Source organism: Pseudomonas sp. TH37, from assembly GCF_016650735.1.
In the GTDB taxonomy this organism is placed as follows: domain Bacteria; phylum Pseudomonadota; class Gammaproteobacteria; order Pseudomonadales; family Pseudomonadaceae; genus Aquipseudomonas; species Aquipseudomonas farris.
On the sequence record NZ_JAEKFD010000001.1, the window covers coordinates 963280 to 983900 of the forward strand.

Annotated in this window: 19 protein-coding genes; 7 read left to right on the forward strand and 12 right to left on the reverse strand. The window is 60.0% G+C overall.

Annotated features, from left to right (window positions below; translation table 11 throughout):
- Positions 1 to 11: 11 nt before the first annotated feature.
- A complete protein-coding gene (locus tag JFU11_RS04580) occupies positions 12 to 389 on the forward strand; it encodes a hypothetical protein (protein ID WP_038979139.1) in 378 nt (125 codons plus the stop codon).
- 136 nt (positions 390 to 525) lie between these two features.
- Here the strand turns inward: JFU11_RS04580 and JFU11_RS04585 are convergent, their stop codons facing one another.
- Positions 526 to 735, reverse strand: coding sequence for a cold-shock protein (locus JFU11_RS04585; RefSeq protein WP_007964248.1), 210 nt, complete (start codon positions 733 to 735; stop codon positions 526 to 528).
- A gap of 164 nt (positions 736 to 899) precedes the next feature.
- Between JFU11_RS04585 and plsB the strand changes: the two genes are divergently transcribed.
- From plsB to JFU11_RS04605, 4 genes are all read left to right on the forward strand, one after another.
- Positions 900 to 3398, forward strand: a complete 2499-nt coding sequence (gene plsB / locus JFU11_RS04590; RefSeq protein ID WP_201059901.1) for a glycerol-3-phosphate 1-O-acyltransferase PlsB — start codon at positions 900 to 902, stop codon at positions 3396 to 3398.
- A 97-nt stretch (positions 3399 to 3495) separates the two neighbouring features.
- Positions 3496 to 4182, forward strand: a complete 687-nt coding sequence (locus tag JFU11_RS04595; RefSeq protein ID WP_123719862.1) for a hypothetical protein — start codon at positions 3496 to 3498, stop codon at positions 4180 to 4182.
- A 51-nt stretch (positions 4183 to 4233) separates the two neighbouring features.
- On the forward strand, positions 4234 to 4632 hold the full coding sequence (locus JFU11_RS04600) for a YbaY family lipoprotein (protein ID WP_123719863.1): 399 nt from the start codon (positions 4234 to 4236) through the stop codon (positions 4630 to 4632).
- A gap of 27 nt (positions 4633 to 4659) precedes the next feature.
- On the forward strand, positions 4660 to 5349 hold the full coding sequence (locus JFU11_RS04605) for a DUF4197 domain-containing protein (protein ID WP_123719864.1): 690 nt from the start codon (positions 4660 to 4662) through the stop codon (positions 5347 to 5349).
- 69 nt (positions 5350 to 5418) lie between these two features.
- Here the strand turns inward: JFU11_RS04605 and JFU11_RS04610 are convergent, their stop codons facing one another.
- The 3 genes from JFU11_RS04610 to JFU11_RS04620 all read right to left on the reverse strand — a co-directional run bounded on the left by JFU11_RS04610 (position 5419) and on the right by JFU11_RS04620 (position 10798).
- Positions 5419 to 5808: a DUF6124 family protein gene (locus JFU11_RS04610; protein ID WP_201059902.1), complete on the reverse strand. Its 390-nt coding sequence runs from the start codon at positions 5806 to 5808 to the stop codon at positions 5419 to 5421.
- An 811-nt stretch (positions 5809 to 6619) separates the two neighbouring features.
- Positions 6620 to 9691, reverse strand: coding sequence for an efflux RND transporter permease subunit (locus tag JFU11_RS04615; protein WP_201059903.1), 3072 nt, complete (start codon positions 9689 to 9691; stop codon positions 6620 to 6622).
- 6 nt (positions 9692 to 9697) lie between these two features.
- Positions 9698 to 10798 (reverse strand): efflux RND transporter periplasmic adaptor subunit, encoded by a 1101-nt coding sequence (locus JFU11_RS04620; protein ID WP_052967484.1) that lies wholly within the window; start codon positions 10796 to 10798, stop codon positions 9698 to 9700.
- Positions 10799 to 10891: 93 nt separating this feature from the next.
- Here JFU11_RS04620 and JFU11_RS04625 point away from each other — a divergent pair, with 93 nt between their 5' ends.
- Positions 10892 to 11536, forward strand: coding sequence for a TetR/AcrR family transcriptional regulator (locus tag JFU11_RS04625; RefSeq protein WP_123719867.1), 645 nt, complete (start codon positions 10892 to 10894; stop codon positions 11534 to 11536).
- Positions 11537 to 11656: 120 nt separating this feature from the next.
- Here the strand turns inward: JFU11_RS04625 and JFU11_RS04630 are convergent, their stop codons facing one another.
- Positions 11657 to 12436, reverse strand: a complete 780-nt coding sequence (locus JFU11_RS04630) for a class I SAM-dependent methyltransferase (protein ID WP_177318854.1) — start codon at positions 12434 to 12436, stop codon at positions 11657 to 11659.
- Between the two features lie 96 nt (positions 12437 to 12532).
- Between JFU11_RS04630 and JFU11_RS04635 the strand changes: the two genes are divergently transcribed.
- A complete protein-coding gene (locus JFU11_RS04635; protein WP_201059904.1) occupies positions 12533 to 13153 on the forward strand; it encodes a hypothetical protein in 621 nt (206 codons plus the stop codon).
- Positions 13154 to 13156: 3 nt separating this feature from the next.
- Here JFU11_RS04635 and JFU11_RS04640 read toward each other — a convergent pair whose 3' ends face one another.
- The 7 genes from JFU11_RS04640 to ppc form a co-directional block, all read right to left on the reverse strand.
- Entirely contained in the window at positions 13157 to 13852 is a 696-nt protein-coding gene (locus JFU11_RS04640) for an extensin family protein (protein ID WP_201059905.1), read from the reverse strand.
- 2 nt (positions 13853 to 13854) lie between these two features.
- Positions 13855 to 14676 (reverse strand): isocitrate lyase/phosphoenolpyruvate mutase family protein, encoded by an 822-nt coding sequence (locus tag JFU11_RS04645; RefSeq protein ID WP_201059906.1) that lies wholly within the window; start codon positions 14674 to 14676, stop codon positions 13855 to 13857.
- Positions 14677 to 14707: 31 nt separating this feature from the next.
- Entirely contained in the window at positions 14708 to 15568 is an 861-nt protein-coding gene (locus tag JFU11_RS04650; RefSeq protein ID WP_123719872.1) for a DUF72 domain-containing protein, read from the reverse strand.
- A complete protein-coding gene (locus tag JFU11_RS04655) occupies positions 15568 to 15873 on the reverse strand; it encodes a hypothetical protein (protein WP_123719873.1) in 306 nt (101 codons plus the stop codon). Before JFU11_RS04655 ends, JFU11_RS04650 begins: the two co-directional genes overlap by 1 nt.
- Positions 15874 to 16183: 310 nt before the next feature.
- Positions 16184 to 16858 (reverse strand): tRNA (adenosine(37)-N6)-threonylcarbamoyltransferase complex dimerization subunit type 1 TsaB, encoded by a 675-nt coding sequence (gene tsaB / locus JFU11_RS04660; RefSeq protein WP_123719874.1) that lies wholly within the window; start codon positions 16856 to 16858, stop codon positions 16184 to 16186.
- Positions 16859 to 16951: 93 nt separating this feature from the next.
- A complete protein-coding gene (adk, locus tag JFU11_RS04665; RefSeq protein ID WP_038979124.1) occupies positions 16952 to 17599 on the reverse strand; it encodes an adenylate kinase in 648 nt (215 codons plus the stop codon).
- Between the two features lie 289 nt (positions 17600 to 17888).
- Positions 17889 to 20519, reverse strand: a complete 2631-nt coding sequence (gene ppc / locus JFU11_RS04670) for a phosphoenolpyruvate carboxylase (RefSeq protein WP_201059907.1) — start codon at positions 20517 to 20519, stop codon at positions 17889 to 17891.
- Between the last annotated feature and the right edge of the window lie 102 nt (positions 20520 to 20621).

Genomic DNA, 20621 nt, shown 5'->3' on the forward strand with positions numbered 1-20621 from the left:
TGAGGACATCCATGCGCCAACCCGATATCGAGATTTACCTGAAAGACGCCGACGTCGACTACAAGGCCATCGCTGCCTGGCTCGGCGCGGCTTTAGGCCCATGCACCGATTGGGTTCAGAAAGGCCAGACTTACAAGTGCAAGGCCGGCAATGTGCCGGTTACCTGGCTGCCGAAAGCTGTCGGCAAATGGAACAGCCTGTACCTGGAAAGCGACCAGACCCCATGGGAAGACGACATTGCCTGCGCCCGCGCAGCCTTTGCCGCGCTGAACGTCGAAGTGCGTTGCGCGCCGGGCAGTTGGGTCGAGGAAGAAGGTGAAGAGACGGCGGATCGCTGGATGCGGATCAGCGTTGATGGTGAAGAAGAAATCACCTGGAAAACCGCGTAAAAATCCGTACGACGAACCTGTGGGAGCGGGCTTGCCCGCGATTGCGATTTGTCAGTCACATCATTGTTGGATGTGCCGCCGTCATCGCGGGCAAGCCTCGCTCCCACAGGGGTTTTGTGTGATCTGAGGAGTGGGGTTACAAGCCCACCACATCCTCAGCCTGCAAGCCCTTCTCCCCGGTCACCACTGCATACTCAACCTGCTGACCTTCAGTCAGCGAGCGATGCCCTTCGCCGCGGATCGCGCGGTAGTGCACGAACACGTCCACCCCGTCCTCGCGCTGAATGAAGCCATAGCCCTTGGCGTCGTTGAACCACTTCACATTGCCGGTTTCGCGCGTAGCCATATCTAATACCCCTTGTTTTTATTTTGAACGGCCGAGTATATGACAGCCGCGAAAACTCTCAACTCAAGTTTACTTAGGCGCTTTTTTGCCGATTTTCGGCGAATACGGCACACTATCGACCGCCCAAGCGATTGCTTGGTTTTATCCACTCACGCAGAAGCCGTATGACCCGTTCCCCGTTCCGCCGTCTTGTGTTTGGCACCTTGCGCCGACTGCTGTACCTCTGGGTTCGCTCGGAGACGATCAATCAGTCGTCGTTCACCCTTAACCTCGACCGCAGCCGACCGGTGTTCTACGTCCTGCAAAATCCTTCATTGACCGACCTCGCCGTGGTCGATACCGAATGCAGCAAGGCCGGCCTGCCCCGCCCGGTGTTGCCGGTATCGGTGGGTGCGTTGGTGGAGCCCGCCGCGTTCTTTTACCTGACGCCAGAGCCCGACTGGCTCGGCCGTCAGGACAAGCGCGGTGCGCCACCGACCCTGACCCGTCTGGTCAACGCCCTGAGCCAGAACGCCGCCGAAGACGCGCAGATCATTCCGGTCAGCGTGTTCTGGGGACAGTCGCCGGACAGCGAGTCGAGCCCGTGGAAACTGTTGTTCGCCGACAGTTGGGCGGTCACCGGGCGTTTGCGTCGGCTGCTAAGCATCATGATTCTGGGGCGCAAGACCCGGGTGCAGTTCTCGGCGCCGATTCATTTGCGTGAACTGATCGATCACAACAAAGGCCACGAGCGCACCGTGCGCATGGCCCAGCGGATTCTGCGGGTGCACTTTCGCAACCTGAAAGCCGCGGTGATCGGCCCGGACATTTCCCACCGCCGCAACCTGGTCAAAGGCCTGCTCAATCAGCCCTCGGTCAAACAGGCGATCCTCGACGAAGCCGAGCGCGAGAACATCTCGCCGGAAAAAGCCAAGGCCCAAGCCTTGCGCTATGGCAACGAGATCGCCTCGGACTACACCTACACCGCGATCCGCTTTCTGGAAGTGGTGCTGAGCTGGTTCTGGAACAAGATCTACGACGGGATCAAGGTCAACCACATCGAAGGTGTGCAGAAAGTCGCCCAGGGTCACGAAGTGATCTACGTGCCGTGCCACCGCAGCCACATCGACTATTTGCTGCTCTCTTATCTGCTGTTCCGCAACGGCCTGACCCCGCCGCACATCGCCGCCGGGATCAACCTCAACATGCCGGTGATCGGTAGCTTGCTGCGTCGCGGCGGCGCGTTTTTCATGCGCCGCACCTTCAAGGGCAACCCGCTCTACACCTCGGTGTTCAACGAATACCTGCACACCCTGTTCACCAAAGGCTTCCCGGTCGAATACTTCGTCGAGGGCGGCCGTTCGCGCACCGGGCGCATGTTGCAACCGAAAACCGGGATGCTCGCGATCACCCTGCGCAGCTTCCTGCGTTCGTCGCGCATGCCGATCGTCTTCGTGCCGGTGTACATCGGCTACGAGCGCGTGCTGGAAGGCCGCACCTATCTCGGCGAATTGCGTGGCGCGAGCAAGAAGAAAGAATCGATCTTCGACATTTTCAAAGTCATCGGCGCGCTCAAACAGCGCTTCGGTCAGGTTGCGGTCAACTTCGGAGAGCCGATCAAACTGGCGGAATTCCTCGACAGCGAGCAGCCAGACTGGCGCCAACAGGAGCTCGGCCCGCAGTTCAAACCGGCCTGGCTCAACGAAACCACCAACCGCCTCGGCGAGAAAGTCGCACAACATTTGAATGAAGCGGCGGCGATCAACCCGGTGAATCTGGTGGCCCTGGCGTTGCTGTCCACCAGCCGCCTGGCCCTGGACGATCGCGCCATGGCACGGGTGCTTGATCTGTATCTGGCGCTGTTGCGCAAGGTTCCCTACTCCTCGCACACCACCCTGCCGGAGGGCGACGGTCGGGCGCTGATCGAGCACGTGAAGGATATGGACCTGCTGTCCGAGCAAAGCGATGCGCTGGGCAAGATTCTGTACCTGGACGAACAAAACGCCGTCCTGATGACCTACTACCGCAACAACGTGCTGCACATCTTCGCGTTGCCGTCGTTGCTGGCGAGTTTCTTCCAGAGCACCTCGCGCATGAGCCGCGAGCAGATCCTGCGCTACACCCGCGCACTGTATCCGTACTTGCAATCGGAGCTGTTCATTCGCTGGTCGCTGGACGAACTCGATGGCGTGGTCGATCAATGGCTCGAAGCCTTCGTCGAGCAAGGCCTGCTGCGTTTCGAGAAAGACGTGTACCTGCGTCCGGCGCCGAGCTCGCGGCATTTCGTGCTGCTGACACTGCTGTCGAAAAGCATCGCCCAGACCTTGCAGCGCTTCTACATGACCGTTTCCTTGCTGCTCAACAGCGGCCAGAACAGCATCAGCGCCGAAGAACTCGAAGACCTGTGCACGGTCATGGCCCAGCGCCTGTCGATCCTCCACGGCCTGAACGCCCCGGAGTTCTTCGACAAGAGCCTGTTCCGTCACTTCATCCAGACAATGCTGGACCTCGACGTGCTGCGCCGCGACGAGGCCGGGAAGTTGAGCTACCACGAATTGTTAGGCGAACTGGCCGAAGGCGCCGCCAAACGGGTGTTACCGGCGGAGATTCGTTTGTCGATCCGTCAGGTGGCGCTGCATCGCAGTGAAGATGCGGCAGAAACCGGTGCACTTACCGAAGTCTGAAACTTGCAGATAACTAACCGGAAGGCACGGATGTTTTCCGGTTACTTGATTCATGAATTAATAGGCTTTTTTAACCGATCACGATAAGGACATCGCGATGAGCCTCTTAAATGATACGAACCCTCACGTCACTGTAACTTTCAGCCTGCCTCCAGACTTTGTCGCTGCCGATGATGGCGAGCGCGAAACCGTTATCAGCGTCCAGACTGCCAATTCAACGCCGCCGATAAAAGTGCTGGACTGGCACCATCCTTCAATTGCCGATGGCCAATGGAATTTTTCATTCCCGCACCTCTACAGCAACATCGGCGTCAAGTATCAGATCAACATCCAGATGTTCCACGATCGACGGGCGTTACTGCTGGAACAGGATTACTTCGTTATCGTGAATCGCACGCCCCATCGCCAGACCTTGCACTTGAGCCCGATCGGGCTGTTGTATATCGAAGCTCAAGAGCCTGCGGCCTTCGCGACAGAACAGGCAGTGACTATCAGTCTGCATGAAAGCGAGCAACCTGAAGTTCAACTGGTTTGCGTCAGCCACAACGAACAAACCGCCACTTCGTTTTACCTGAAGTACGATCCGGATAGCGTATTACCCGGCAAACGTTACGCACTGACCGGCATCGAAAACCGTTATCACCAACGTATTAACGTGTCTCCAAGTCAGGTCGAACTTGCACCGGCATCGCACTTGTCACGCTCAAGTCGGTTACAGACATTTAACCAGTGGCTGACCCGGTCATTACGTTTGTTCACGGACGCTCCTGGCAAAATCCGCTAAATTCCTTTGAGCGCCGGGCTTCTTCCGGCGCTTATGTCATAGAGGCTCTCAATGAAAAAACTCTCACTCGTCCTGCTGACTACCCTGCTCGGTGCCTGCCAGTCGACACAACCGACCGCCAACGCCAGCCTCGACGGCGAAGTGTTCTACCTGCAACGCATTGCTCTGCCACCGAGCGCGACTTTGAGCGTCAGCTTGCAAGATGTGTCTCTGGCCGACGCTCCGGCGGTAGTGCTCGACGAACAGAAAGGCCCGGTCAAAGGCCAGGTGCCGTTGCCGTTCCATTTGAGCTACGATCCGGCGCAGGTCAAACCCGGCCATCGCTATTCGGTTAGCGCTCGCATCGAAGTGGACGGCAAGCTGATGTTCATCACCACTGAAAATCACGCCGTGCAACTGGACGGCAAAGACCCGCAGCCACTGAAAATCCGCGTCGACGCCGCCCGCTAATTCTATTTTTTGAACAAGGAAGCCGCCATGCTCCGCCCTACCCTTCGCTTCGCCGGCCTGTGCGCAGGCTTGATGATCTGCGCCAACGCCCTGGCAGGGGCTCTCAGCGACCTGTCGCAACAAGACGCCACCGGCGGTCTCAAGGACGCTCTGACCCAAGGCGCGCAACTGGCCGTTAAACAACTCGGCACACCCGGCGGCTTCAGCAACAACCCGGACGTGAAGATCGAACTGCCGGGCAAGCTGGGTAAAGTCGCCAAGAAAATGAAACAGTTCGGCATGGGTGATCAGGTCGATCAACTGGAAACCAGTATGAACAAAGCGGCTGAAACGGCCGTGACGCAAGCCCAGCCGATCCTGGTGGATGCGGTGAAGAAAATGACCGTGGAAGATGCCAAGGGGATCCTCAGCGGCGGCAAGGACTCGGCGACTCAGTACCTGAGCAAAACCAGCCGCGAACAGATCCGCACCAAGTTCCTGCCGATCGTCAAACAAGCCACCGACCAGGTCGGCTTGGCCCAGCAGTACAACGCATTCGCCGGACAAGCCGCAACCCTGGGCGCGCTGGATGCGAAAAATGCCAACATCGAAAGCTACGTGACCGAGCAGGCGCTGAACGGTTTGTTCGAGATGATCGGCAAGCAGGAAGAAACCATTCGCCAGAACCCTGCTGCGGCGGCGACCAGTTTGGCGAAGAAGGTGTTTGGTACGTTGTAATTTTCCAAGTGCAACTCATCACGAAAAGCCCGCTGACCTTTAAAGGTTCAGCGGGCTTTTTCTTTTTCGCTACTGTTGCGGATCCAGATTATCCAGCACGCGATTCACTGACAACTCCGCCAGTGAAATCATCTGTTGAATCCCCAGCACCAAGTTGCACGTGGGGCCGGTCAGGTCGAAGGCTAACTCACTGGCCATGACATTGGCCGTGGCAAGGGTTTCACAGGCATGAGCCAGGAGAGTTTCGGAATCGACGTTTGGACCGATGACGAAAATCGTACTGGGACGACGATCGGCTTTGGCCCTTTTTTCGGCCGCAGGGGTGAGGTAGTGATCGAGCGCGCGGATTGCCGCGTCGTGGAGTTTCCTGGAATTGAGGAAAGCGTAGGGAGAAACGGGATCAGTTTCTGTTTCTGGTTCTGGTTCTGCTTCGGGGGGATTTGGACTGTCTTTGATCATTGTGTAGCTCCTGAAGTAATGGAGCTGCCACCGATCGCTGCGAAACGAATTTAAGGTGGCAGCTGTACGCAGGTTCGCAGACCGGGACTTCAGGAACCCGGCATACCCGAAGGTATCCCGCGCACAACCGCCATAACACAGGCATAAAAAGCGCCCGCTTTCGGATGGTGGACGCTGTGCGTCTGAAGTTTAACCGGGCTGCGAAACCCGGTCGCTGCTTTTTGCAGCGACGGTCCAAGGCTAGAGGTCGCGCTTCCGACAGACAACCTGAAAAACTTGTCGGATGTTTCCTTTATCTTTGATTGTTTATAAACAATGCCTGGAGCGATGAACTATCAGGTGCATCCGCAAGAAACTGGTTGGCTGTCAGGCCGCCATCGCGAGCAAGCCCGCTCCCACAGTGGAGCGGCGTACACCCGCCCCTCACCACTCAACAGGCCGAGCGTTAGCTCGCCTGCCGCTTTTGATCTGGCTTTTGATTTTGATCCACCCGCCCCTTCGGGAGGCTGAGCGGAGGTGTTCATCTGGGGATTGGCGCGCAGCGCCGTTCGACGCAGTCGAACCCATCGCATGTAGGTCGTAGCGAAGCAGACCGTAGGGCGATGCCCCCAGATGGATACCGGAGCGAAGGAACGCCGAGCCTTAGCGAGGGGCCGTACGCTTGGGGCGAGACCTTTTGGTTCCTTTTGGGGCGTTTGCCAAAAGGGACTCGCCGTAAGGGCGAAACCATAAGCCGCCATCACCGCAGCAACGGATATGTACCCCACCAACCAAGAGCATGGTCGGCCCGAAGGCCGCCAAGATTAAACAATCACACAACCTCTCGCTTGACCCTGAACCAAGCCGCATACAACGCCGGCAAAAACAGCAACGTCAACGCCGTCGCCACAATCAGCCCGCCCATGATCGCCACCGCCATCGGCCCGAAAAACACACTGCGCGACAATGGAATCATCGCCAATACCGCCGCCAACGCCGTCAGCACAATCGGTCGGAACCGCCGCACCGTCGCCTCGATAATCGCCTGCCAAGGCTTAAGCCCGGCCGCGATATCCTGCTCAATCTGATCCACCAGAATCACCGAGTTGCGCATGATCATCCCGGACAAGGCGATCGTCCCGAGCATCGCCACAAAACCGAACGGCTGGCGGAACACCATCAGAAACAGCGTCACACCAATCAGCCCCAGTGGCGCCGTCAGAAACACCATCACCGTGCGTGAGAAACTGCGCAGTTGCAGCATCAGCAACGTCAGCACCACCACGATAAACAGCGGCACACCGGCCTTCACCGAATTCTGCCCACGGGTCGAGTCTTCCACCGTACCGCCGACGTCCAGCAGATAGCCGTCTGGCAGCTCGGCGCGAATCGGATCGAGGGTCGGCATGATTTGCTGCACCAGCGTTGCCGGTTGTTCTTTGCCATAGATGTCGGCGCGAACCGTCACGTTGGGCAGGCGGTTACGGTGCCAGATGATGCCCTCTTCGAAACCGTATTCCAGCGTTGCAATCTGCGACAGCGCCACGCTGCGACCATTGTCGGTCGGCACGGCCAGGCTTGGCAGCAACGCCAGTTCGGTGCGCTCATGCACCGTGCCGCGCAGCAGGATCTCGATCAACTCGTTGTCTTCGCGGTACTGGCTGACGCTGGCACCGGTCAGCGAGCTTCGCAGGAAACCCGAGAGGTTTGCCGTGCTCACACCCAGCGCCCGCGCGCGGTCCTGATCGACGTTCAGGTAAACGACTTTGCTCGGCTCTTCCCAATCCAGATGCACGTTGGCAACGTGTGGGTTCTCGCGAACCTTGGCCGCTACTTTACGGGCCAATGTGCGGACTTCCTCGATGTGCTCACCGGTCACCCGGAACTGCACCGGGTAGCCAACCGGCGGGCCGTTCTCCAGCCGCGTGACCCGCGAGCGCAAGGCCGGGAATTGTTCGTTGAGGGTTTCGATCAGCCAGGTACGCAGGGTTTCGCGATCCTCGATGGTTTTGGCCAGCACGACAAACTGCGCAAAGCTCGCTGCCGACAGTTGCTGATCCAGCGGCAGGTAGAAGCGCGGCGAGCCGGTACCGACGTAAGCCACGTAATTGTCGATCCCGGCGTGATCCTTGAGCAGGCCCTCGAGGCGTTTGACCTCCTCGGCAGTATTGCTCAGAGACGCACCTTCGGTCAGTTTCAAATCGACCAACAATTCCAGTCGCCCCGAAGCCGGGAAGAACTGCTGTGGCACGAAACGGAACAGCACCACTGACGCGACGAACATCACGATGGTCAGGACGATCACCGTTTTGCGCCGACGCACGCACCATTCCACCAACCGTCTGACGCGCTGATAGAACGGCGTGCCATAAGGGTCGGGTTGGCCGTCGCCGATGCCATGCTTGGTGGCGTGAATTTTCGCCAGATCCGGTAGGAGTTTTTCCCCCAGATAAGGCACAAAGACTACGGCGGCAATCCACGATGCCAGCAGCGCGATGGTCACCACCTGGAAGATCGAACGGGTGTATTCGCCGGTGCCCGATTGCGCGGTGGCAATCGGCAGGAAACCGGCAGCAGTGATCAACGTACCGGTGAGCATCGGGAACGCGGTGCTGGTCCAGGCATAACTGGCGGCTTTGACCCGGTCGAAGCCCTGCTCCATTTTGATCGCCATCATTTCCACAGCGATGATCGCGTCGTCCACCAGCAACCCCAGAGCCAGTACCAGCGCGCCGAGGGAAATCTTGTGCAGGCCGATGCCGAGGTAATACATGCAGGCGAAGGTCATCGCCAACACCAGCGGAATCGCCAGCGCCACGACCATGCCGGTGCGCACACCGAGGGAGAAGAAGCTCACCAACAGAACGATTGCCAGAGCCTCCACCAGCACCTGAACAAACTCGCCGACACCGGTTTTCACCGCAGCGGGTTGATCGGACACCTTGCGCAGTTGCATGCCGGCCGGGAGGTTTTTCTGGATCCGGGCGAATTCGGTTTCCAGTGCCTTGCCCAGAATCAGAATGTCGCCACCGCCCTTCATGGCCACGGCCAGACCGATGGCGTCTTCACCCATGAAGCGCATGCGCGGTGCCGGTGGATCATTGAAACCGCGACGAACGTTCGCCACATCGGCGATGCGGAACGTGCGATCACCGACGCGGATAGGGAAGTTCTTGATCTCATCGACCGTCTGAAAATTCCCCGAAACCCGTAGCTGCAGTCGCTCACTGGTGGTTTCAAAGAAGCCGGCGGTAGACATCGCGTTCTGTTCTTCAAGGGCCTGCTGCACCGCCGCTAAAGGCAAACCAAGGGTGGCGAGTTTGACATTGGAGAGTTCGATCCAGATCTTCTCGTCCTGTAAGCCGATCAGGTCGACCTTGCCCACATCCTTGACTCGTTGCAGCTGAATCTGGACGCGGTCGGCGTAGTCCTTGAGCACCGCGTAATCAAAACCTTCGCCGGTCAGGGCGTAGATGTTGCCGAAGGTGGTGCCAAACTCATCGTTGAAGAATGGCCCCTGGATGCCCGGTGGCAGGGTGTGGCGAATGTCGCTGATCTTCTTGCGGACTTGATACCAGAGCTCCGGGATTTCCACCGAATGCATCGAATCCCGAGCGATGAACGTGACCTGAGACTCACCCGGGCGGGAGAATGAAGCGATCCGGTCGTACTCGCCGGTTTCCATCAGTTTCTTTTCAATACGCTCGGTAACCTGGCGCGACACTTCCTCGGCCGTGGCCCCCGGCCAGGTGGTGCGAATCACCATGGCCTTGAAGGTGAACGGCGGGTCTTCGCTTTGGCCGAGCTTGGTGTAGGACAACGCGCCTACGACGGCCAGCAAAAGCATCAGGAACAGGACGATCTGACGGTTACGCAGCGCCCATTCGGAAAGATTGAAACCCATCGGGGATTACTCCTTGTGCGCCAGATTGACCACGCGGTTGGAGCGATCCACCGGGCGCACTTGCTGCCCGTCGTGAAGCACATGAACACCGGCCGCCACCACCCAATCGCTGGCGTTCAGGCCTTCGAGCACCGGCACGGTTTTCTCACCGAATGCACCGACCCGCACCGGGGCTTTTTTCAAGGTATTGTTGGCGCCGACCACCCACACATAAGTGGCACCGTTTTCCGCGGTGACCGCCGACAGCGGCACCGACAACGACACCACATCGGCGGTCTGGATGAACACCCGGGCGCTCTGGCCGAGTTCGGCGGGAACCTTGCCGGCGGTAAAGGCGATACGGGCGGCGAAGGTGCGGGATTTCGGATCGGCCGCAGGCGACAGTTCACGGATGCGTCCGGGGAAACGTTGATCGGGCTGGGTCCAGAGTTCCACCGAGACCGGTTGGCCGACCTTGAAACGACCGAAGCTCTGCTCCGGCAGGCTGATCAACACTTCACGCTCGCCATCGGTGGCGAGGGTAAACACGGTTTGCCCGGCCGCGACCACTTGCCCGACTTCTACCGCACGTTTGGCCACCACGCCATCCTGGGGCGCGCGCAGCACCGCGTAACTGGCCTGATTGGTCGATACGTTGAATTCGGCTTTGATTTGCTTGAGGCGTGCTTCACCGGAGCGGTAGAGGTTTTCCGCGTTGTCGTACTGCGAACGGCTGACCATTTGCCGCTCCATCAGGGTCTTATAACGATCGCGCTCGGCGCGCACCAGGCTCAGGTTGGCCTCGGCGGCGGCGACCTGGGCACGGGTGGCTTCCAGTTGCAGGCGCACGTCCTGAGGATCGAGTTCCGCCAGAGGCTGGTCAGCCTTGACCCGCTGACCTTCCTCGACCAGTCGTCGGCTGACTTTGCCGCCAATGCGGAAGGCCAGATCTGGCTCATAGCGCGCACGGACTTCACCGGGATAACTTTCCATGGCCTGAGCCGAGGGCTCTGGCTGTACGACCATGGCCGGGCGGACGGTGACTTGAGGCGCCTCTTCATGGCCACACGCAGACAATAAAAAAGCCAGACTGACCGGCAATGCGAGGGGCAAGGCATAGCGGAACATGGAGAAGGACCTTTCGCTAATGGTGCTTGGAATAATTATACTGACCAGTATGTTATTAATAGCAAACTCACCAGTCCAGTATTAAAGCGAAGAATGTCGAACAATCTTTCAACACCCAGCGGTCCGGGCCGTCCCAAGGATCTGGCCAAGCGCCAGGCAATCCTCGACTCGGCGAAAATCCTGTTTCTGAGTAAGGGATACGCCAACACCAGCATGGATGCCGTGGCGGCCGAGGCCGGCGTGTCGAAGCTGACGGTCTACAGCCATTTCAATGACAAAGAGACGCTGTTTGCCGCCGCGGTGATGGCCAAGTGCGAGGAGCAACTGCCAACGCTGTTTTTTGAGTTGCCGGACGGCATTGCGGTGGAAACCGTGCTGCTGAACATCGCGCGCGGTTTTCATCAGCTGATCAACAGCGACGAATCGGTGAACCTGCACCGGTTGATGGCGACGCTGGGCAGCCAGGACCCGAAACTTTCGCTGATTTTCTTCGAGGCCGGGCCAGAACGCATGCTGCACGGCATGGAGCGGTTGTTGACCAAGGTCAATCAGAGCAGCGCGTTGAGCATCGATAAACCGCGCAATGCGGCAGAGCATTTCTTCTGCCTGCTCAAGGGCGCGGGGAATTTCCGCTTGCTGTATGGCTGCGGCGAGCCGGTGACCGGGGATGCGGCTGAAGCCCATGTGCGGGAAGTGGTGGGGTTGTTTATGCGGGCTTATCGGCCGGAGTCGGTCTGATGATCGTTCCCACGCTCTGCGTGGGAATGCAGCCCGGGACGCTCCGCGCCCCTTTCGAAGCGGACGCAGAGCGTCCATTGAGGCATTCCCACGCAGAGCGTGGGAACGATCAGTATCGAATCAGGGCTTGAGCGCTTTCTTCGGATAAATGTCGTATCGACTGGACTTGCCATCCAGCGCATGACTCGGCTTCGGCCCGTCGATGCACGGCGCCTTGCGTGGGCGTTTGACCACTACCCGGTGACTGGCCAGGGCCAACGCCGCTTCGAGCAATGCCGGCGCATCCGGGTCATCGCCTACCAGCGGCCGGAACAGGCGCATTTCCTTCTTCACCAACGCGGTTTTCTCACGATGGGGAAACATCGGGTCGAGGTAGATCACCTGCGGCGGCTCGCCTTCCCAGTTGCGCATCACCTCGATCGAATTGCCCTTGAGCAAACGCATCCGCGCCACGATCGGCGCCACGTCGAAATCTTCCGCGCCGCGCGCCAGGCCATCTTCCAGCAACGCGCCGATCAGCGGCTGGCGCTCGATCAGGCTCATCTCGCAGCCCAGGCTGGCCAGCACGAACGCGTCCTTGCCCAACCCCGCCGTGGCGTCCAGCACGCGCGGGCGCACGCCTTGGGCGACGCCGACCGCTTTGGCGATCATCTGACCGCTACCGCCGCCGTACAACCGACGATGGGCCGCGCCACCTTCAACGAAATCCACCCGCACCGGTCCCGGTGCGTCCGGCCCGAGTTGCTGCAGCTGCAACCCCTGCTCGCCCACCTGCAAGGCAAACTCGCCGTCATCCACCTGCAACGGCAACCCCAGGCGCTCGGCCCATTGCTCGGCCTGTGGCTGAAAGGTCGTGCCCAAGGCCTCGACATGGATGCGGCAGGCCGCAGGTTGCTCAATCATGGGAAAACACGCTCAAAAAATTAATGATCGGCAAAAACGGCCGATAACCAAACTATCGAGCATTTTGCCAGAGCTGAGCGTCGACCGAGAGAAATGTCAGACATTCAACGCACATCGATAGGTTACATCTCGCCCCACGGCGATTTTGGCCTGCGAAATTCCCAAGCACTGAGCGGCGTCAGTCACCTGTGGCAGGATTTTTTTGCCCAGGCCCTGGCCGATCAGTCGGGCGATGTCGTGCCCGTGTCTGGCACCTTCCCGCCGGTTGATCTCGACAGCCCGGTCGAACCGACCGTTGGCAGCGAGCTGCTGGCGCACATCATTTCCCAGCGCGAATGTGATGTGATGGAAACACCAGTCCGCCCACCCGAACCACTGTTCCTGCCGATTGCCGAGTTCGAAATGGACCTGGCCGATAAACCTTTCCCGCCGTTCCCGCCGGAAGAAATCGTCGCGCAACAGAAACAACAGGACTTCGACAGCGGCTGGGTACGCCCGATTGTGCTCACCGCCGGTCAACCACTGCCGGAGCCTGGCACCGCACCGCAACCACGACCGCTGCACTTGCCGATCGCCGAGTTCGAGCTCGACCTGCTGGACAAACCATTCCCGCCGTTCTCGCCCGAAGAGCTGGTGGAGCAACAAAAACAATTCGATTTCGATAACGGCTGGGCACGCCCGATCGTTCTGCAGAACCTGCGCATCGCCGCGTAACCCTCAGCGACACCGCCACCACGGCCCGACATCCACATGAAAGTGATTGCGATGGGCGGCGTTGTAGTCCGGGCTCAATACCACACTGAACATGTCGCAGGCGCCGTCGCGAACCTGATGGAGAAATCTCGCGTCCTGGTTATCCTTCGGCCAATCCTTGAGCACACTGATGAATCGACCGTCCGCCAGCCGGAATCCGCTGATATCCAGCGCATCGGCCGTGGCATGCTGGCTGCGTCTGCCGTTTTCGCGGTTGTAAACGTTGCGACAGGCGAAGCTGCCGAGATGGTCGACCCGTTTCACAGCCTGCCCGTAGACAGCCTGAGCCGCCGGTTGCAGGGCGTGGCGCTCGAACAAGGCAAACGCTACCGCCAGACTGCAACTGGCGAGGAAACTGCTGCTCAGCGCCGCCTCGCCGCCTTGCACACGCAAGGTGTTGGTCAACGGGCAGGCCGCGTCCGGGCTGTCGGCCTGATGGCTTACACGTAACCCGGAGCTGCTCAGGGCGTGGTCGCATAACTGCGGATCATCGCGCAGACGCATCAGTTTGTAGCGGGTCAGCAGGTTCGGTTCGGCCTTTACGTCCAGCGGCGCCCATGGGTTCCATTGCGGGGGAATGGAAACCCAGCCGCGCCAGACGCTCAACCCGGCAGCGCCGATGATCAACAGCACCAGCAACAGCCCCCACCGAAACCGCATCGTCAGCCCTTGAACAATTGATTAGCCTTCTGGAACGGCATCGACCGAGAGGTAAAGCCGAAGGTCCCGTGTTGCTGGATTTCCTCGGCGGCGCGGAAGAACTCGCCATACGCCGCCAGGGCCAGGGCCGAACCGACGCTGATGCGTTTGACGCCCATTTCACTCAACTGCTCTACCGTCAGTTTGAGCCCGCCGGACATCAGCACATTGACCGGTTTCGGCGCCACGGCGCGGACCACCGCCAAGACCTCTTCAGCGCTGCGCAGACCCGGCGCGTAAAGCACGTCGGCCCCCGCCTCGGCGAATGCCTGCAAGCGGCGAATGGTATCGTCGAGGTCAGGATTGCCGTGCAGAAAGTTCTCGGCACGCGCCGTCAGTACGAAGGGAAAAGGCAAGTTGCGAGCTGCCGCGACGGCCGCTTCGATACGCGCCACGGCATGCTCGAAGCAGTAGATCGGACCGTCCTCACGCCCGGTGGCATCTTCGATCGAACCGCCGACCGCACCGACCTTTGCCGCACGCACAATACTTTGAGCGCAGTCGGCGGGGGCGTCGGCAAAACCGTTTTCGAGATCCACCGCTACCGGCAGATTGGTGGCCGCGACAATCGCCTCAACGTTCGCCAGGGTCTCGTCGAGCGTCAACCCACCATCGGGACGGCCCCGGGAAAAGGCGTAACCGGCACTGGTGGTCGCCAGCGCCTCGAAGCCAAGGCTGGCGAGCATTTTCGCCGAGCCGGCGTCCCAAGGGTTGGGAATGACAAAAGCGCCCTCGCGTTCGTGCAGTGCTTTGAACGCCTGGGCTCGAAGGGTTTGCGCATCCATTGGCAGGCTCCTGAAAAGAGGAAAACCCGCTTCAGAGCAAGCCAAGTTGCTCGGCGGCGGGCTCTCTGTATAGCTCAGGCAGCGGCGGCAAGCCAGGCAAACGCAGCATCAGTTGTGCGTGAAAACGTTGTGCGAGTTTTGCCGCCAGCAGGTTATCGGCGGTGTGCAGGAAGATATAGGGCGTGCGGCCCTCTTCGATCCAGACTGCGATTTTTTCGACCCACGGCACCAGGAATGGATCGTTGGCTTCCAACTGCGGATGGCCGATGAAACGCACCTGTGGAAACTGAGTAAACGCAGCAGGACGAGGCGGCACCCGGGGCTTTTTCGATTGGGCGTGAAGCACTGAAGGATCGGTCGATGTGCAGCTGAACAGCGCTCGCGGATCGAGACAGATGCGCTCGACACCGCGGTCCAGCAACAGGCGATTGAGCATTCGCTCGGCATCGCCCTTGGCAAAGAACTCATCGTGCCGCACTTCGACCGCCAAGGGCCGGTCCACCGCATCGATAAAACCGGCCAGCTCGGACAAGCGTTGAGGGGTGAAGCTTTTGGACAATTGCAGCCAGAGGGGAGAAACCCGCTCACCCAGAGGGCTGAGCAATTGCAGGAAGGTTTCGGCGGCGGTCAGTTGTTCGCGCAGGTCACCGCTATGGCTGATGTCGCCGGGGAACTTGGCGGTGAAGCGAAAGTGTTCAGGCATGGTTTCGGCCCAACGCTGCACTGTGGCGGCAGAGGGGCTCGCGTAGAAGGTCGTATTGCCTTCCACGGCGTTGAACACTTGAGAATAAAGATTGAGAAACTCGGCGGGCCTGGCGTCTTGTGGATACAAGTAATCGCGCCAGGCGTTTTCACTCCAGGACGGGCAGCCGAGGTAGTAAGGCTGCAACATCAGATGTACAGGTCGAGACCCAGTACATCCGCATCCCAATCGACAAAAGTGGCGGTGCTCAGGTAACTGGCCAGTGCCATCGCCACGCTTTTGCTCATGGCGCGGTGATAAATCATGTCTTGTTGACGAGCGGGGAGATTGCTCAGACGTTGCGCGGAAGCTTTGGCGGCGCGGGCGGCCAATTGCTCTTCGGTAGGGAATTCCAGCTCGCCGTCGATATCGACGTAGTCGTCATCCGCCACAGGGCCTTTGCGGGGCTTGCGCTTGATGGGGTAGGACTGGGAGGAAACGCCGTCTATACGCATGAGTACATGTCCGGTATCAGTGATGGCAGCTTAGTGGCACATAGCCCACTTCGCAAACTGCCGAGTGATAACTAGAACACAGAAAAGCGAAAAGGTTTAAAAGTGGCGGATAGAAAACTGACGATTGGCTAAATCCGACAACATTCATTGTGGCGAGGGGGCTTGCCCCCGTTCGGCTGCGAAGCAGTCGCAAGTCAGCCGATGCGGTGTGTCAGGGGAATGTGGTTGTCATGTCTGGGGCCGCTTCGCGACCCAACGGGGGCAAGCCCCCTCGCCACAGAAAGCCCTGTAGCCACAAGGACGGCGTGGATTAACGCGCTTTCGGGGTCGCAACTTTATCGCGCAAATACACCGGCTGCGCCTCATCGGCCACGATTGCTTCGCCGCGTTCCCAGGCAAAACGCGCCAGGGTCAGCAGGTCTTCGGCGTGGGGCAGCATGCCCGCGTCCTGCCCGCTCAGGTTGACGGCAATGCGCTCGGCATACCCCCAACCGGTGCCCGCGCCGAACCACTCGCCGCTGGCATCGGCCGGCAATGCGGCGACTTCGGGTGGCAATACCGCTTCGTTGCCCACCAACCGCATCTCCCCCGCCGTTTCGCGGTAGCACCCCCAATACACCTCATCCATGCGCGCATCGATGGCCGCCGCGACCTGGCTGACGCCATGTTCGCGATAGGCCCGTTGGGCAAGTACGGCGAGGTTGGAGACCGGCAACACCGGGCGATCCAGCGCAAATGCCAGACCTTGCACCACGCCGATAGCGATCCGCACACCGGTGAACGCGCCCGGTCCACGGCCGAACGCAATGGCATCGACCGCTTGCAGCGTGGTGCCGGCATCGGCCAGCAGTTGCTGGATCATCGGCAGTAGCTTCTGCGCATGCAGGCGCGGGATCACCTCGTAATGACTCGTGACTTTGCCGTCATGCAGCAAAGCAACGGAGCAAGCTTCAGTCGCGGTGTCCAGGGCCAGCAAGGTGCTCATCGATGTTTCCGTAAGAGAGGTCAGAAAAAGTGCGCCAGTATAAACAACTACGGCCCGCAAGCGGGCCGTAGAAGATGAAGCCGATCAGACTTTTCAGCTCAGTGCTTCAAGCACCTTGCCGGTGATCGCTTCTACCGAGCCAACACCTGGGATATGGCTGTACTTCGGCTTGCCCTTATCAGCGGCCAGCCCTTGGTAGAACTCCACCAGTGGTTTGGTCTGGGAGTGGTAGACCGACAGGCGATGGCGCACGGTTTCTTCGGTGTCGTCCTTGCGCTGCACCAGCTCTTCACCGGTGATGTCGTCTTTGCCGGCGATTTTCGGCGGGTTGTAGACGGTGTGATACACGCGGCCGCTGGCCTCGTGAACGCGACGACCAGCGATACGCTGAACGATTTCTTCGTCATCGACGGCGATTTCGACCACGTTGTCCAGCTCCACGCCAGCTTCTACCAGCGCTTCAGCTTGCGGAATGGTGCGCGGGAAACCGTCGAACAGGAAACCGTTGGCACAGTCAGGCTGCGCGATACGGTCCTTGACCAGTGCGATGATCAGATCGTCAGAGACCAGACCACCGGCATCCATGATGCCTTTGGCTTTAACACCCAGCTCGGTACCGGCTTTTACAGCAGCACGCAGCATGTCGCCGGTGGAGATTTGCGGAATGCCGAATTTCTCGGTGATGAACTTAGCCTGAGTACCTTTACCGGCCCCGGGAGCTCCCAGCAGAATGACGCGCATCGATGTGCTCCTCAATTTTTTATATAGATAACGTCAGATTCGCCTCTTGGGGCCAATCTCAAAAATAGGATCGCGACCGCCCAAACGGCCAAAGGCTGATCAAGATACACAGCAGGCCCTGCCCACACAAGCCGCCGAAAGTCGGAGAAACCCGCGCCTGATGAGACCCCGCGAAGGGGTAACCCAAGTCGCAACCCCATCATTAACTGTCGCGTGACAGACCTTTTCGACCGCTCGCCAGCAGGCACTCGACGCTCGCGCCGGGTGCCTGTCCCCCACGATGAAAACCTTAGCCGGTATTTCGCAAACCGGCGGCAATCCCCGCCACAGACACCAGTAACGCCTGTTCTACCGGGCTGCCTTGGGCCATATCCTGTTGCCGCGAACGTGCCAACAGTTCGGCCTGCAATAGATGCAGCGGGTCGAGGTAAGTGTTGCGCAGGCGGATGAATTCAAGGGTGGCTGGGCTATGTGCCAGTAGCTGCGACTGACCGGTCAACCCCAGGACCACCGCACAGGCCTGCGACAATAGGTCGCGTAAATGCGCCCCCAAAGGGAGCAGATCCGGCTCGACCAGGCGCTCATCGTAAGATTGGGCGATATCGGCGTCGGCCTTGGCCAGCACCATTTCCAGCATATCGATGCGGGTACGGAAGAACGGCCACTGCTCGCGCATCTGCCCCAGCAACTCACCTTCGCCACGCTCCAGCGCCTTGCTCAATGCCGCTTCCCAGCCAAGCCAGGCCGGCAACATCAGGCGCGTCTGGGTCCAGCCGAAGATCCACGGAATGGCGCGCAGGCTTTCAATCCCGCCAGCGCGGCGCTTGGCCGGGCGGCTGCCCAAAGGCAAACGCCCCAACTCCTGTTCCGGGGTCGACTGGCGGAAATACTCGACGAACTGCGGATTTTCCCGCACCACGGCGCGGTAAGCCTTGACGCCATCGGCGGCCAATTCGTCCATCAAATGGCGCCAGGCAGGCTCAGGGGGTGGCGGTGGCAACAAGGTCGCCTCCAGCACCGCCGCCAAGTACAGATTGAGGTTTTGCTCGGCGATGTCCGGCAGGCCAAATTTGAAACGAATCATTTCCCCCTGCTCGGTGGTGCGGAAACGCCCCGCCACCGACCCCGGCGGCTGCGACAGAATCGCCGCGTGCGCCGGGCCACCACCACGGCCCACGGTGCCACCGCGACCGTGAAACAACAGCAGCTCCACTTGCTGCTCGCGACAGATGTCGACCAAACGCTCCTGCGCCCGATACTGGGCCCAGGCCGCCGCTGTAGTGCCAGCGTCCTTGGCCGAGTCGGAATAACCGATCATCACTTCCTGCGGCCCTTGCAGGCGCGAGCGATAACCCGGCAGCAGCAAAAGTTTTTCGATCACAGGGCCGGCGTTATCGAGGTCGGCGAGGGTTTCGAACAGCGGCACCACGCGCATCGGCCGCAATACGCCGGACTCTTTGAGCAGCAATTGCACGGCCAGCACGTCGGAAGCGGCACCCGCCATGGAAATCACATACGAACCGAGGGAAGCCCCCGGTGCCGCGGCGATTTCCCGGCACGTCGCCAGCACTTCGGCGGTGTCGGCAGACGCCTTGAAGTACGCCGGCAGCAACGGCCGGCGATTGTTCAGTTCGCGCATCAGGAAGGCGATGCGCTCTTCTTCGCTCCAGTCCTCATAACGGCCCAGGCCGAGGTAATCGGTGATTTCGGTCATGGCCGCCGTGTGGCGAGACGAGTCCTGGCGCACATCGAGGCGCACCAGAAACAGCCCGAAGGTCACCGCACGGCGCAGGCAATCGAGCAACGGGCCATCGGCGATGACGCCCATGCCGCATTCATGCAGCGAGTGGTAGCACAGCTCCAGCGGGTCCAGCAGGTCGCGGTTGTTTTGCAGCACATCGGCCGACGCTGGCGTGGTTGCCGCCAGGGATGCGTGGGCCCAATTACGGGTCGCGCGCAGGCGTTCACGCAATTGTTTGAGCACTGCGCGGTAAGGCTCGGCACTGTCGCCGGCCTTGGCTTTCAACTCGTCACTGGCCTGCTGCATCGACAACTCGGCGGCGAGGTGATCCACATCGCGCAGATACAAATCGGCGGCCATCCAGCGCGCCAGCAGCAACACTTCGCGGGTCACGGCGGCGGTAACGTTGGGGTTGCCGTCGCGGTCGCCGCCCATCCACGAGGCAAAGCGAATCGGCGCGGCCTCCAGTGGCAGGTGCAGGCCGGTGGCGGCATGCAGAGCCCGATCGGCCTTGCGTAAATAATTGGGAATCGCCTGCCATAGCGAATGCTCGATCACCGCAAAGCCCCACTTGGCTTCGTCCACCGGGGTCGGGCGGGTACGGCGGATTTCTTCGGTGTGCCAGGCTTCGGCGATCAGGCGCTGCAACTTCGTCTTGATCTGCTCGCGTTCGGCGGTGGTCAGGTCACGGTGGTCTTGCGCGGCCAGTTGCGCGGCGATCGCGTCGTACTTCTGGATCAGCGTGCGACGCGTCACTTCGGTAGGGTGCGCGGTCAATACCAGCTCGATTTCCAGCCGCCCCAATTGCCGCGCCAGAGACTCGGCGTCATGGCCCGCAGTCAGCAGGCGAGCGAGCAGTTCCGGCAACACCCGGGCCTCGAACGGCTCGGGCTGCGATTCTTCGCGGCGGTGAATCAGTTGATATTGCTCGGCGATATTGGCCAGGTTGAGGAACTGGTTGAACGCCCGCGCTACCGGCAGCAACTCGTCTTCGCTCAACTGGTTGAGGCTGGCGCTGAGTTCAGCGTCCATCGAACCGCGACGGTCGGCTTTGGCGCCTTTGCGGATCTGCTCGATCTTGTCGAGAAAGTCGTCCCCGTACTGTTCACGAATGGTGTTGCCCAACAGCTCACCCAACAGGTGAACGTCCTCGCGCAAGCGTGCATCAATATCGGTCATCAGCAGTTCTCCAGCGAAAATCCGGGCGGCTATGCTTGGTTATTAGAGGCTCTGATAGAGAGTGCCGTCGTAAAGCGCTTCTTACAAGCGGACGACTAAGGG